The sequence below is a fragment of the Streptomyces sp. NPDC002845 genome (assembly GCF_053591955.1).
Window position 1 is genome coordinate 1 of record NZ_JBSFUU010000079.1, and the last position, 13,584, is coordinate 13,584.

At 70.5% G+C, this 13,584-nt stretch carries 13 protein-coding genes; 6 read left to right on the forward strand and 7 right to left on the reverse strand.

Annotation, left to right across the window (positions count from 1 at the left end):
• Positions 1-214: 214 nt before the first annotated feature.
• Entirely contained in the window at positions 215-820 is a 606-nt protein-coding gene (locus tag ACWD3C_RS38240) for a hypothetical protein (protein WP_451151522.1), read from the reverse strand.
• 230 nt (positions 821-1,050) lie between these two features.
• On the opposite strand from ACWD3C_RS38240, the gene ACWD3C_RS38245 reads away from it, so the two are divergent.
• The 6 genes from ACWD3C_RS38245 to ACWD3C_RS38270 all read left to right on the forward strand — a co-directional run bounded on the left by ACWD3C_RS38245 (position 1,051) and on the right by ACWD3C_RS38270 (position 7,913).
• Positions 1,051-2,262 (forward strand): pyridoxal phosphate-dependent aminotransferase, encoded by a 1,212-nt coding sequence (locus ACWD3C_RS38245; RefSeq protein ID WP_451151524.1) that lies wholly within the window; start codon positions 1,051-1,053, stop codon positions 2,260-2,262.
• Between the two features lie 76 nt (positions 2,263-2,338).
• Entirely contained in the window at positions 2,339-2,758 is a 420-nt protein-coding gene (locus ACWD3C_RS38250; RefSeq protein WP_451151526.1) for an SCO4983 family protein, read from the forward strand.
• Positions 2,759-3,416: 658 nt separating this feature from the next.
• Positions 3,417-4,499: a hypothetical protein gene (locus ACWD3C_RS38255; RefSeq protein ID WP_451151528.1), complete on the forward strand. Its 1,083-nt coding sequence runs from the start codon at positions 3,417-3,419 to the stop codon at positions 4,497-4,499.
• A gap of 15 nt (positions 4,500-4,514) precedes the next feature.
• Positions 4,515-5,723, forward strand: a complete 1,209-nt coding sequence (locus tag ACWD3C_RS38260; RefSeq protein ID WP_451151530.1) for a toxic anion resistance protein — start codon at positions 4,515-4,517, stop codon at positions 5,721-5,723.
• Positions 5,720-7,300: a substrate-binding and vWA domain-containing protein gene (locus ACWD3C_RS38265; protein ID WP_451151532.1), complete on the forward strand. Its 1,581-nt coding sequence runs from the start codon at positions 5,720-5,722 to the stop codon at positions 7,298-7,300. The genes ACWD3C_RS38260 and ACWD3C_RS38265 overlap by 4 nt, the downstream gene beginning before the upstream one ends.
• Positions 7,287-7,913, forward strand: a complete 627-nt coding sequence (locus ACWD3C_RS38270; RefSeq protein WP_451151534.1) for a hypothetical protein — start codon at positions 7,287-7,289, stop codon at positions 7,911-7,913. The genes ACWD3C_RS38265 and ACWD3C_RS38270 overlap by 14 nt, the downstream gene beginning before the upstream one ends.
• A gap of 22 nt (positions 7,914-7,935) precedes the next feature.
• On the opposite strand, the gene ACWD3C_RS38275 is transcribed toward ACWD3C_RS38270, so the two are convergent.
• From ACWD3C_RS38275 to ACWD3C_RS38300, 6 genes are all read right to left on the reverse strand, one after another.
• Entirely contained in the window at positions 7,936-9,090 is a 1,155-nt protein-coding gene (locus ACWD3C_RS38275) for a hypothetical protein (protein ID WP_451151536.1), read from the reverse strand.
• Positions 9,087-9,929 carry a PP2C family serine/threonine-protein phosphatase gene (locus tag ACWD3C_RS38280; RefSeq protein WP_451151538.1) on the reverse strand — a complete coding sequence of 281 codons (843 nt, stop codon included), beginning with the start codon at positions 9,927-9,929 and terminating at the stop codon, positions 9,087-9,089. Before ACWD3C_RS38280 ends, ACWD3C_RS38275 begins: the two co-directional genes overlap by 4 nt.
• 10 nt (positions 9,930-9,939) lie before the next feature.
• Positions 9,940-10,701 carry a vWA domain-containing protein gene (locus ACWD3C_RS38285; protein WP_451151540.1) on the reverse strand — a complete coding sequence of 254 codons (762 nt, stop codon included), beginning with the start codon at positions 10,699-10,701 and terminating at the stop codon, positions 9,940-9,942.
• 107 nt (positions 10,702-10,808) lie between these two features.
• Positions 10,809-11,930 carry a hypothetical protein gene (locus ACWD3C_RS38290; RefSeq protein WP_451151542.1) on the reverse strand — a complete coding sequence of 374 codons (1,122 nt, stop codon included), beginning with the start codon at positions 11,928-11,930 and terminating at the stop codon, positions 10,809-10,811.
• A gap of 122 nt (positions 11,931-12,052) precedes the next feature.
• Positions 12,053-12,535, reverse strand: coding sequence for a hypothetical protein (locus ACWD3C_RS38295; RefSeq protein ID WP_451151544.1), 483 nt, complete (start codon positions 12,533-12,535; stop codon positions 12,053-12,055).
• Positions 12,522-13,493, reverse strand: a complete 972-nt coding sequence (locus ACWD3C_RS38300; RefSeq protein ID WP_451151606.1) for a serine/threonine-protein kinase — start codon at positions 13,491-13,493, stop codon at positions 12,522-12,524. The genes ACWD3C_RS38295 and ACWD3C_RS38300 overlap by 14 nt, the downstream gene beginning before the upstream one ends.
• Between the last annotated feature and the right edge of the window lie 91 nt (positions 13,494-13,584).

The following is a 13,584-nucleotide window of genomic DNA, read 5'->3' on the forward strand; positions in this document are numbered from 1 at the left end:
GCCCGCACCTCGTCGACGGCTGCCTCACCGAGACCGGCCTGACCATTGGTCCGACCCAAACGTGACCTTGCTACCTCACGCATTAAAGATCAGTACACGCGACTGTATGCGACGACCGAAGGACGGCGCGGGTGGGGCTCCCCGCAACTTCCGCCGCCGTCAGGCCACTTGAGGCCCACACGCCGCTTTCATGCCGAACCCTTGCGCCCCTCCGTCATTTTGGGCCCTTGGTCGAGCCCTTCCCCTTGCCGGGCCTGTCGTCGGAGTTGCCCGGGAGGGCCGGAGCGGTCGTCGCGGGGGCGGCCGAGGCCGCGGGCGGCACGGCGACGGGGGCGGTGGAGCGGCCGGGGGATGGCGCGGCGGAGCCACGGCCCGACACACCGGCGGACCCCTCGACCGAAGCCGGGTCGCTCGCCTTCGAGCCCTCCTGGGACCGACCCTCGCCGCCCTCGCCGTCGCCCGCACCGGCCGGACCGCCCGTGGCCGAGACGGAGTACTGACCCGTCGGGGTGATGGCGGGACCCTCCTCCTGCGTAGAGGTCCCGGAGAAGGAGAAGTCGGCGACCACGACGGCCAGAACGACGGCGGCGAACCCGCCCCCGGCGAGGGCTCCGCGCCGGAGCGTCCGGTTCCGCGCCTCGGCCCGGCGGTGCGCCGACCGGTCGAGGCGGCTCGGCCCAGCCCCGCCGGGCCCGTCCGTCACCACGTGATCGAACTGCACCGTGTCGTCGTACGCGTTCTCCCATCCGTGCGCGGCGGCCGGGTCCGCGTACCCCTCGTACTCGGGTGTCGGCACGCTGTCACCGAACGGGTGGTACACGTTCGGTGCTCCGTGCGATTCGCGATCATCCGATTTCGCGCCGTTCATACTGTTAGCAGCATTCACGCCGTATGCCCCGTTGTGATGCTGAGGATGGCTGGACATGGCGGCGGATTGTAGGGACGGGAGGGGGCCAGGGGACAGCGGAGGCCCATTTCACCGCAAAGCGACCGTCTCACGTGGTGGAAAACACGGTCCGGGATGCGTTACCGCGCCGTAAGCTCACGGGCATGCAGGTGATCCAGTCGACCAAGCTAGCCAACGTCTGTTACGAGATCCGGGGCCCGGTGCTCGAGGAGGCGATGCGGCTTGAGGCGGCGGGACACCGCATCCTCAAGCTCAACACCGGCAACCCGGCCGCCTTCGGCTTCGAGTGCCCGCCGGAAATCCTGGAGGACATCCTCCGCAACGTCTCGTCGGCCCACGGCTACGGCGACGCGAAGGGACTGCTCGCCGCACGCCGGGCCGTCGTCATGCACAACCAGACCCTCGGCATCGAGACGGACGTCGAACACGTCTTCATGGGCAACGGCGCGTCCGAGCTGATCACGATGGCGATGCAGGGCCTCCTGGACGACGGCGACGAGGTCCTCGTCCCGGCACCGGACTACCCCCTGTGGACCGCGGCCGTCTCACTCTCCGGCGGCACAGCGGTGCACTACCGCTGCGACGAGCAGGCGGACTGGATGCCCGACCTGGCCGACGTGGAACGCAAGGTCACCGACCGCACCAAGGCCATCGTCATCATCAACCCGAACAACCCGACGGGCGCGGTGTACGACGAGGCCATGCTCCAGGGCCTGACGGACATCGCCCGCCGCCACAACCTGCTGGTCTGCTCCGACGAGATCTACGACAAGATCCTTTACGACGACGCCACGCACATCCCGACGGCCTCCATCGCCCCCGACCTGCTGACCCTCACCTTCAACGGCATGTCGAAGGCGTACCGGGTGGCGGGCTACCGGGTGGGCTGGATGTCGATCTCGGGCCCGCGCGCACACGCCGACTCCTACATCGAGGGCCTGACGATCCTGGCGAACATGCGACTGTGCGCGAACATGCCGGGACAGCACGGAGTCGTGGCCGCGCTGAGCGGGCGGCAGAGCATCAAGGACCTCGTACTCCCCGGTGGGCGGCTGAAGGAGCAGCGGGATGTGGCGTACGAGCTGCTGACACAGATCCCCGGCGTCACATGCGTGAAGCCGAAGGGGGCGCTGTACCTCTTCCCCCGGCTCGACCCGAACGTCTTCAAGATCAAGGACGACCGGCAGCTGGTCCTCGACCTCCTCCGCCGCGAGAAGATCATGGTCGTCCAGGGCACCGGCTTCAACTGGCCCGAGCCCGACCACTTCCGGGTGGTGACACTGCCGTCAGTCGTGGATCTGCGGTCGGCGATCACACGGATCGGACACTTCCTGAACGGTTACGGCCAGCCCTGACGCCGCGCCCGGACCGCACTCAACTTTAGACGAAATCTAAGATAGAGTGGATGGACGACAGCTTGGAGGCCATCCCATGTACGAGCCGATCCGCACCAAGTCGGTCCACGCGATGGCCGGCACCACCCCCGACTTCCCCCACCGCTCCCGCGAGGAAGAGCTCGACATCCAGCTCGCGGGCCACCTGACGGCACTGCTCGCCGTGACCGACGAACTGCGCGCCCTGGCCCCCTCCGGCGACCTGGACATCGCCGCGGAGCGCCTGGCCGACCAGATCGTACGACTCCGGGGCGGACGCCCGACCGTACGGGCAGCGGCCGTCGGCACCCCCCACAAGCCGGACCTCTCCGCCCTGCACCAGCGCGCCCACACCCTCGCGGGCCGCACCCTCGTCGTCGCCGCCTCCCGCGCCGACACAGCCGTCGCCATCCTCGCCGCCGAGCGCATGGACGCCCACGCGGCCGCAACAGAGCCCCGCGAACTCGCCTCCCACTGAGCCGGCCCCGCTCCCACCGACGGCCCCGGTCCGCGCGCACCCGCAGCGACGCGCGGACCGGGCGCCACAGCACTGCGTTGGCTTGAGCAGGGGCTGGGGGCGCCCGTCTTATGCCGAGGGCGCCCTTGCCCTGGGCCGGGCCCGCGTGGGTTCCGGGTCGCTTGGCACCGCCGGGATGCGCCGCGAGGGCTGAGCGCCGTTGCGGCGGATCAGGGGGGGCAGGCCCCTGTACCCCACGCACCGTCAGCCCCGTACGCACGGCAGAAGCCCGTCCGCGCGCGCCAGCCTCCACGCACCCGCAGCCGCGTACGGCGGGAAGGGGGTGTGCCGGGGGTGTCCGCCCGCAGCGGCCGGCGTCCGTCGCCGGGTGCCGTACCCGGCAACAGCGCCCGCCGGACCGAGGACGGAGACCCCCGGCGCGCCACCGACCCCACACGACACCGCAGGCGCCCAAGCCACAACGGCGGGACAGCCGCGCCCCATAAGGGGCGCGGGGCGGTGACATCAGCGGCTCCGCCGCGGGGCGCGACCAGCCACACACAACCCGCACCCTCCCCTCCTCCCCCGGAGGGTCCCGTTGCGTAACGAGACCGACACGCCACCTCCCGTTCACCCCCGACCGTGAGGAATGTTGGAGTCCGGGAGCAACCTCACCCATGTGAGACGTATCGCAGGAATCGTCCTGGCGGTCCTGTTGCTCGGCGGCGTGGCAGCAGCCGTCGTCACAGGCCGCGAAGCGCAGGACACGGACACGGCAACGAAGACCGTGCGAGGAGTGATCGGATCGGAGAAGGCGGAGTTCTTCGCCGATCCCGACGTGGTGAAGGCCTTCGCTGCCCAGGGCTACACCGTGCAGACGGAGACATCCGGCTCCTGGGCCATGGAGGGTCTGGACCTCAAGGGCCACGACTTCGCGTTCCCCGGCAGCCAGGCCCCCGCCGACGAACTGGCCGACAAATACAACGTACGCCAGCCGCTCCCCCGCCCCTTCTACTCCCCCCTCGTCATCGTCGCCCACCGCGCCGCCGCCGAGGTACTCCAGCAGAACGGGCTCGCCACGCTCAGCAAGAACAGCGGCACCTTCAAAATGGACGCCTACCTCAAGGCCGCGGAGAACGACCGAACCTGGCAGAACCTCAAGGGCGCCGAAAAGTACGGCGAGTTGACCGGCCTCCTCTACGTCGCCACCACCGACCCGACCACCTCCAACTCGGGCGCCCTCTACCTCGCCGCCACCTCATACGTGGCCAACGGCGGCCGCGTGGTCGCGGACAAGGCCGCCATCGACACCACCGCGAACCTGATGCGCAGGCTCACCAGCGTCCAGGGCGCCCAGCAGAGCAGCTCCGACGCGGCGTTCCGGGACTTCATCAGCGGAGTCGGCAATCCGCTCGTCCTCGTCTACGAGTCCCAGGTGGCCTCGCTCCTCACACAGGGCCAGACCGTGGGCGACACCGTGGACGACATGGTCGTCCTCTACCCGGACACCACCGTCAACAGCGACCACACCGTCGTCCCGGTCACCGAAGAGGGCCGCGCCCTCGGCGAACTCCTCAGCACCGACCCGGAGTTGCGCAGGCTCGCGGTCCGGCACGGCTTCCGCCCGCAGGGCGCGACCGCAGAGTTCGAGGCGGCAGCCGCGAGGCACTCCACCCACCTGATGCCGAAGCTCACCGTCCGCCAGGCACCCGTGCCCACCTCCGAGGTGCTGCACGAGATGACGCACCGGGCGAAGAGCTGAACGGGGGATCAACCAGTGACCACCAACGACACCAATAACCCCAACAACCCCAATGACAACAACACCACCCTCACCCTGACCCCACCCGAGCCCGTCACCCCCGTCCCCCGCGAGCAGGCCGGCGGGCTCGTACCCGTCGACGACTCCGTACGCGAGGACATGGCGCAGAAGGCCACCGAGTACGTACGCGGACTCGCCGCCCTGGACGCCCGCTCCCCCGAGTTCGCGGGCAAGGTCGGCGAGATCACCGCCCTCGGCTCGGGCGAAATGCGCACCGCCGCCGCCCAGTCCAACCGCATGCTGGAGCGCACCATCCGCAGCCTCCCCTCCAAGGGCGAGGACGCTCAGTCCCACGTAGCGGGCTCGCTCGTGGAACTCCGGCGTGTGGTGGAGGACCTGGACCCGAGGGACCTGCCCGGGAGCAAGGGCCGCAGGTTCCTCTCGAAACTCCCCGGCGGCAACAAGCTGCGCGACCACGTCGCCAAGTACGCCTCCGCGCAGGGCACGCTGAACAAGATCGTGGGCTCGCTGCGCGGCGGACAGGACGAACTCCGCCGCGACAACGCCGCGTTGCAGACCGAGCGCGTCCGCCTCTGGGAGACGATGGGCAAGCTCCAGGAGTACGTCGTCCTCACCGAAGCCCTGGACACGGCCGTCGAGGAGCACATCGCGGCGGCGGAGGCCACGGACCCGGCCCGGGCCGACAGCCTCCGCGCGGACGTCCTCTTCCCCGTCCGCCAGAAGCACCAGGACCTGCTGACCCAACTCGCGGTCTGCGCCCAGGGCTACCTGGCCATGGACGTCGTCCGGCGCAACAACGACGAGCTGATCAAGGGCGTGGACCGAGCCGCGACCACCACGGTCTCGGCGCTGCGCATCTCCGTGATGCTCGCCTCCGCCCTCGACAACCAGCGCAAGGTCGTCGACCAGGTCAACGCCCTGCGCGGCACGACCGAGGACCTGATCCGCGGCAACGCGGAGATGCTCGCCACCCAGTCCGGCGAGATCCAGCGCATCGCCGCCGACCCGGCCGTCGGCGCCGAAACGCTCCGCTCCGCCTTCCAGCAGATCTACCGCACCCTCGACGCCATCGACACCTACAAGGTCCAGGCCACCGAGACCATGGCGGCCACCGTCGAGTCCCTCACCTCCGAACTCCAGCACGCCACCGCGTACTTGGAGCGCAGCCGCTCGCAGGGCGCGCTGGAAGGCGGGCTCGGATGAGAACGCGCACAGCTCTCGCCCTCGCATTCGCCACAACGGCGGCCCTCCTGACAGGCTGCTCCACCAACGAGCCGACCCCCGCCACCACCAACACGAACACCAACACCAACACCAACACCAACACCAAGCCCATCCCCGGCACCCTCCGCGTCCTCGCCTCCTCCGAACTCGCCGACATGGAACCGGTGTGGGAGCAGCTCCACCAGGACACCGGCATCCAGATCCGGCCCACCTACATGGGCACCCTCGGCGCGGTCGAGCTGCTCGCGAAGGGCAGGGCGTCGGACTCGTACGACGCGGTCTGGCTCGCCTCGAACGACTACCTGCGGCTGCGCCCGGAGGCGGCGCGGGAGATCGTGTCGGAGACGCCGGTGATGTCCAGCCCGGTAGCGATCGGCGTGAAGCCGGACACCGTACGGGAGTTGGGGTGGAAGCCGGCGGACATCACCTGGTCGGACATCAACGAGGCGGTGGCGGACGGGAAGCTGACGTACGGCATGACCGACCCGTCCCGCTCCAACTCGGGCTTCTCGACCCTCATCTCCGTTGCCTCCGCGCTCTCCGGCGCCCAGTCCGCGCTGACGGACGCGGACGTGGGGAAGGCGACGCCGCGGCTGAGGGAGTTCTTCAAGGGGCAGCGGCTGACGTCGGGTTCGTCGGGATGGCTGGCCCAGGCGTACGACCGGCGCGGCGATGTCGACGCGCTGCTCAACTACGAGTCGGTGCTCCGGACCCATGGCGACCTGACCGTGATCCTGCCCCGCGACGGCGTGGTCACCGCCGACTACCCGCTCTCCTCGCTGGCCTCCACGAGCCAGGACGTGCGTGACGACGTCCGCCGCCTCGCCGAAGCCCTGCGCACCCCGGAGACCCAGCGGCTGATCACCGAGCGCACCCTGCGCCGCCCGGTCGTCCCCTCCGTGCCGCCCGCGGCCGGGCTCGACACCGACCGCCGGCGCGAACTGCCCTTCCCGGGCACCCGTTCCGTCGCCGACGGGCTCCTCGACGCGTACGAGGACAAGCTCCGCCGCCCCTCCCGGACCGTGTACGTCCTGGACACCTCGGGCTCGATGGAGGGCGAACGGCTCGACCGGCTGAAGACCGCCCTCACGGAACTGACCAGCGACTTCCGGGAGCGGGAGGAGGTGACGCTGATGCCGTTCGGGTCGGAGGTGAAGAGCGTGCGCACCCATGTCGTACGGCCCGAGGACCCACGGTCCGGGCTCGACGGTATCCGTCAGGACACGCGGGAGCTGAGTGCCCAGGGCGACACCGCGATCTACACGTCGCTGCAGAAGGCGTACGAGCATCTCGGCGCCGACCGCGACACGTTCACGTCGATCGTGCTGATGACGGACGGCGAGAACACGACCGGGGCGAGCCCGGAGGAGTTCGACGCGTTCCACCGTCGACTCAGCGACCACCAGCAGCGGAACGTCCCCGTCTTCTCGATCCTCTTCGGCGACTCCGACCGGGACGAGCTGGACCACATCGCCGAACTGACCGGCGGCCGTCTCTTCGACGCCCGGCAGGGCTCGCTCGACGACGCTTTCGAGGAGATCCGTGGCTACCAATAGAAGTGCCGGTAGGGGTACCAACAAGGCTCTGGGCTACCTGGAGTCCCGCAAGAACCTCACCGGCGGCGCCCTCGGCCTCGTCGGGCTCGCACTGACCTTCACCGGTGCGGCGGGCGCGTACTGGCCGGTCGTGGTCGCGGGTCTGTACGGCGCGGGCGCCCTGAGCGCCCCGCCGGAACGCCCGCCGCTGCCGGACTTCCCGGACCCGTCGGCCCAACTCGACGAACTGCGCGCCGACTTCGGCAGGCTGCGCGACTACCTCGCGGACATCGATCTGCCGCCCGCCGCCTCCGGCCGGCTCGCCGAGCTGACTGATCTGCTCACGGCCCTCCTCGACCCCGGCTGGGTCGCCGAGGTCCTCGCACAGGACCCGGAGGGCGTGCACGCCCTCTCCAGGGCCGTACGGCAGGACGTCCCCGAGGCGGTCGACACCTTCGTACGGACGCGATGGTGGACCCGGCTCACCCCGGGCACCGAACCACCGGAGCGACACCTGGAGCGTCAACTCACCCTTCTCCAGGACGAGTTCGGAAGCCTGGCGGCCGCACTGCGGGACACCGAGGCGCGGCGGCAGGAGTCGCACACGCGGTATCTGGAGGACCGGTCGGGCTGAACCCTCTGAAGCCTCTGAACCCTCACGCGGTGACCACGATCAGGATGAGCAGCACCACCGTGATCACCGCGGCCACGATCTTCAGCGCGGCGTAGGAATCCGTCGGCTGTTCCTCCTGCGGAGGCACGGGAGTTGGCGTCGCCTGGGGCCCGTTGAACACGTCGTGGCCGGTGAGCGCCGCCCGGGTGCACCACGGGCAGGTCGGCAGGTGGGAGCCGTAGGTGTGCAGGGGGCGGGCGGGGCAGACCCGTACCTGGGAGCGCTCCTTGTCGAGAGCGCGCAGCCAGGCCTCCGCCGGGGGACGGGAGGCGGGGGCATGGACGCCGGGGCCGAAGGCGGCGCGGGCCAGGGTGAGGAGGTCGGGCGGCAGGACGGACGGGTCGATGGTGCCGCGCGGGATGATGACCAGCTCGGGGCGGACGACGTAGCTGACGCTCGCGGCGATGTTGTCCTTGACGGTGGACTCCGACGCGCTGTCGTGCGGGACGCCCCCGAACGGGTGGTTGCCGGCGGTGAGCAGCTGGTAGACGAGGACCGCGAGGGCGAAGTCGTCGCTCTGCCGGGTGGCCGGGCCGCCCGCCTGGCGTTCCGGGGACGAGTATTCGGTGGTGTGCATCAGGCACGGGAACTGCTCGCCGGTCGCCGGGTCGGTGAAGGCGATGGAGTCGCAGTCGAGGAAGGTGACGAAGCCGTTGGCGTCGACGACGACGTTGCTGGCGGAGAAGTCGCCGATGACGAGGTTGTCGTAGTGCATACGGGCGGTCATGAAGGCGAGGTTCCAGGCGACACCGAGCAGGAACCGCCAGTCGGCCCGGCCGGGGAACAGCTTCAGCCGCTGGGCGCGGGTGAACAGGCCGATCAGCTGGACGTGTCCGGGTTCGCCGAAGCGGCGCATGGCGTAGCCGATGAACTCGCCGTCGGTGCCACGGGCGATCGCGGTGGGCCAGGCCAGCTCGGGCGGCTGGCTGGCGTCGGTGGGGCGGGCGGCGAGCGGGGACATGGTGAGCATGCGGGTCAGCCGCCGCTCCTGGTCGGGGCCGGGCGGGTCGCGGTAGATCTTGACGACGATCCCCGGGTCGCCCTGGACCGGGAACACGGCCGCCTGCCCGCCGCCCTTCAGCGGCAGCTCGGCGAGGGTGACCGGCTTGCCGTCGAGGAGGACCGTGCGGCCGCTCATACCCGCCCCTTCGGTTTCCGTACGGCCCGCAGGAGCGTCTTGTCGTCGGCGTTCAGCGCGGTCAGCCGGTCCGAGCGGAGGAGGGCGGCCAGGCTGTCGTGCGCGTTGTCGGACACGGTGTCCAGGGAGCGGAACACGGCGTCGGCGAAGGACGTGTTCGGGGCCTGGACGCCGCCGCTGGGCCGGGCCAAGGCTGCCTGGGCGAGCCCGTCCGTGGACAGCAGCACTCCATCGATGCCGTCGTCGGCCACACAGTCGGTGTGCACCCAGCGGGCCGCGTCCGGCGAGGTCAGGAACACCGTCTCGTTGCTGTACTCGCTCACGGACGCGGCCTGCGGCAACAGATGGAACTGCCGCTCGCCGTCCTCCGTACCGGCGCGTACGACGACGAAGCCGTCCCCCACGGTCAGATGCCCGAGCCAGCCCGCCGTGAGCACGACGACCGTGAGGGTGGTGGCGAAGTCCTGGACGTCGGCGCCGGTCGCGTCGATCGTGTCGAGGAAGACCTTGCTGACGTCGTGAAAGGCGTCCTGCAGCAACTCGTGGACGGCCTCCCCCGGTGGGCACTCCACCGCCGCGGCCGCCCGGCGCCCGAAGTGCTCGGCGGCCAGGTCGACCGCGAGCTGCGCGCCCTCCTCGGAGCGCGGCCGGCTGCCCGCCCCGTCGGCGACGGCGAGGACGGCCACGGACGAGGTCGCCGCGTAACGGCAGGCGTCCTGGCAGGGCAGGCCCTGGCGGCGGTGACGGTACCCCTCGACGCTCATGCCGTGGATGCGCCACGGCGAGTCCCGTACGTCGTGCGCCTCGCGTGCGCCGCCCCGTGCGTCCCCCTGGTCCATGCCGCCGCCCTCAGGATTCCCAGGCCGGGCGCTGGGTCTTGAACTGGCTGAAGATCTTCTCGAAGACCTCGTCGCCCGCGCCCTTCTGCTCGGCGTTCGCGCTGGCCGACATCATCTGGAGCAGCTCACGGAACGGAAAGCCCTGCAGGCGGGCGTTGAACTTGGGCGCGAACGCCCGCAACACCTGCTCCCCCATGTCCGCGATCCCGCCGACGCCGATCGCGTACAGCCGGAAGCGGCGCGCGGCCTGCTCGTCGGCCAGCACGGGGATCAACCGGTGCCAGGAGTCGGTGAGATGGCCCGTCGCGTCGGTCGGGATGCCGTCGGTGACCAGGCAGATCTGCGGCCGGTAGTACTGCAGCCCGGACGCGCGCAACTCCGCCTTGCGCGCCGCCACGATGTGCATCGACAGCTCCAGCGCCTCCGTCATCAGGGTCACCCCGGCGGCCGTGAGCTGGGGTGCCTGGAAGGCGTGCGCCGGGATGAACGGGCTCACCCGGGCGCGCGCGTCCAGCATGTGCGGCCCGCGCCAGGCGCCGACGCCCTGGCCGCCGAAGGTGACGAGGGCGACCTCGACGCTGTAGCTGAGGCTCACGTCGTCGTGCAGTTCCCGGGTCCACTCCGCGAGCGCCGTGTTGAGCGCCTGGATGGGCGGGCCTGCCATGGAGCTGGAGGTGTCGAGGCACAGGACCAGCGGCAGGCGTTGGGCGTTGTTCTCGAACTCGATGTCGGCGTACTCCGCCGGCACGGTGGGCGGGTATTCGCTGTGCATCGGGGCTCTCCTGGGGTGACGGTGCTGGTGCTGCTGCTGGGGTGCGGTGGTGCTGGGTGCGTGGTGCCTGTGCTGGTGCTGAGGTGTGGTGCGGCTGGTGGGCCGGGCTATCGGGTGCCCTGGGCCGCGTGTCGTCCGCCGCCGCCGGCCGGTGGGAAGGCGTACAGGACGTCTGTCTCGCGTTCGCGGGCGTCGGTGACGTCGACGAGTCCGCCGGGGGCCGGGGGCGGGCGGCCGGGCTCGGCCCAGACCGCGCGGTACAGGACCCGGTCGAGTTCGACGTAGCCCTGCGGGTGCAGTTCGGTGCGGACGACCGCGGTGCGCGCGGAGCCCGTACGTGCCTCGACCCGGCGGCCGTACCGGGTGGAGGAGGCGACCCTGATCCGGGTGGTGGCCTCGTCGGCGTGACCGGAAGGGGAGCCGGCGGATTGCGCGCTGCCGGTGGGGGTCGGGGTGGGGGTGCGGGCGGGCGGGGAGGCGGCGCGAGGTCCCGGGGTGGCGGCCGGAGAGCGATGGCCCACGGCGACCGGGCCCCGGGAGCGGCGGACGAGGGTCGCCAGGGCGGCGAGCAGCAGGATGAGCAGCACGCTCATGGCGAGGATGGTCCACCTGCTGGAGGTCATGGCCGGGGAACTGCCGCCCTTGGCGGGGGTGCCTTTGTTGCCCTCCTGGCCGGTCACTTCGGACGGCGGCACGATGAAGTTCTTGTTCGCCGCCAGGTCGACGGCGTGCCCCGACTCGATGAGCTTGCTGCCGGGCACGGGGTCGGCGACGCCGAGCTGGTCGCACAGGTCCGTGGTGCCCTTCGCGTTCTCGGCGGCACAGGCGCCGACCTCCTCCAGGACCCGTACGGTCTCGGGCGACAGCGCGTCGATCCGGGCGCCCGGATGTACGAGAAGGCCTTCCGCCAGGGCCAGGAGGGCGGACCCGCCCTCACCGGTGGACGCCTTGTCGGGCACCTCGACGACGAGCTGATGCCGGTCCCGGATCCTCTGCGCGACCTCCTTGCCGTCGCGCGCGTTGCCGCCGATCTCCAGCCGCTGGTTCAGGGTGACGAGGACGTATCCGTCACCGGCCCGTTCCTCCCAGCACTCCAGCCGCTCGACGAACTCACCCGGGCACGACGCGCTGTCCGCGGCGGAGGCGGGACCGGGCGGCACGAGGACGACGGCCGTTCCCATGAACACGACGAAGACGAGCCAGAGCCGTCTGACGCTGGTGGCACGCATGGCAGAAACAACCCCCCGTGGCCGGAAAGCCACACCCCCGTGGCCCTGAAAGGCACATCGCTCATAGTGGGGGACATGACGGCACCGCCGGAAGGGTTTGAGGAAATCCGCCCCTTTCTCTTCTACAACTTGAACACCTGATGGCAGCGCAGAAACATCTGCCGCGCCCGTTCCACCCAATCGTTGGCCAAAGCATCAAAGTCCGCTTGGGTGATCCGACAGGTCAATGGAATATCGCACACTCCTGCGAGACAAGGTCGAGGTCCGCGCACATCCCACACCGACAACATCGGATTCAACTGTTCGGTATTCCAGGCGTTCGAGGCAGCCGCCGCAATGGCCAATTGATCACGTCGCAGACAATTCCCGTCCGTAGCGAAGGCGACCAGCAACCGCTTGGTCGTCATGAACCTCACGGTGACCATCCGCCCCGTTTCCTGGAGGTCGAACTGCAGCGATACGGAAACCGTGTCGGTCACCGTGTGGTAGTTGCGCCGGGCCACCCAGTTCTGCACCAACTGCCGCCAGTGGCCGCCGATCTCAAAGATCCGCTGGGATTCCCGCCCGGAGGCGGCAAGGTCCGCGTAGGGGTCAGGCGTCGCCACGGACCACCGCCCCGGCGACCATCGCGTCGGTCAGCCCCGCGTCGAGCAACGCCTGCGCGTGCAGCAACAAACAGGAGGGCACGGACTCACTCGTACCGGCTCGCGCCCGCTCACGCGCCCTCAGCTCACTCCGGCGCACCTCGATGGTCTCGGCCACCTTGGGCGGCGGCCAGGCGGCCGACCCGGGCCGTTCCTCCTCCACCAACTCGGCGAGTACGTCGGCCAGTCGGGGCCGCGCCTCGGGCCGCTTGGCCAGGCAGCGTGCGATCAGCGGCCGCAGGCCGTCCGGTACGCCGTCGAGTTGCGGCTCTCCCCGTACCACCTGGTAGCGCACCCCCTCCCCCGTCCCGTGCGGCGGCCTGCCCGTCAGCGCGTACACCAGCACTCCCCCCAGCGAGAACACATCACTCGGCGGCCCCACCTGCCGTGCCGTCATCTGCTCCGGCGACATGAACGGCGGTGTCCCGACCACGATCCCGGCCCGGGTGAGGCCGGGGGCACCCTCCACCCGGGAGATCCCGAAGTCGATGACCCGCGGCCCGTCGGCGGCGAGCAGCACGTTCGAGGGCTTCAGGTCCCGGTGCACGACATGCGCCGCGTGAATCGCCTGAAGCGCCTCCACGAGCCCGGCACCGAGCCGCCGCACCTGCGGTTCGGGCAACGGCCCGTCCGTACGCACGGCCTCCGCGAGTGAGGGGCCGGGTACGTACATCGTGGCCAGCCACGGGAGTTCGGCCTCCGTATCGGCATCGATCACCGCCGCGGTGTACGCACCACTGACAACCCGCGCGGCAGCCACCTCCCGCGCAAACCGTTCCCGGAACTCGGGCTCTGCGGCAAGCTCCGGCCGCGCCACCTTCACGGCAACCTCCCGCCCACCGGGTGACCGCCCAAGATAAACCCACCCCATTCCCCCGGATCCGAGCCGCCCCACAATCCGGTACGGGCCGATTTTCATGGGGTCGCTGACAGGCGTACGCACCCCCGCTCACCTCATTTCGGGGTTCGGTGCAGGATGTCCCCGAGTGTCCCGCGAAATCTCGCACTTT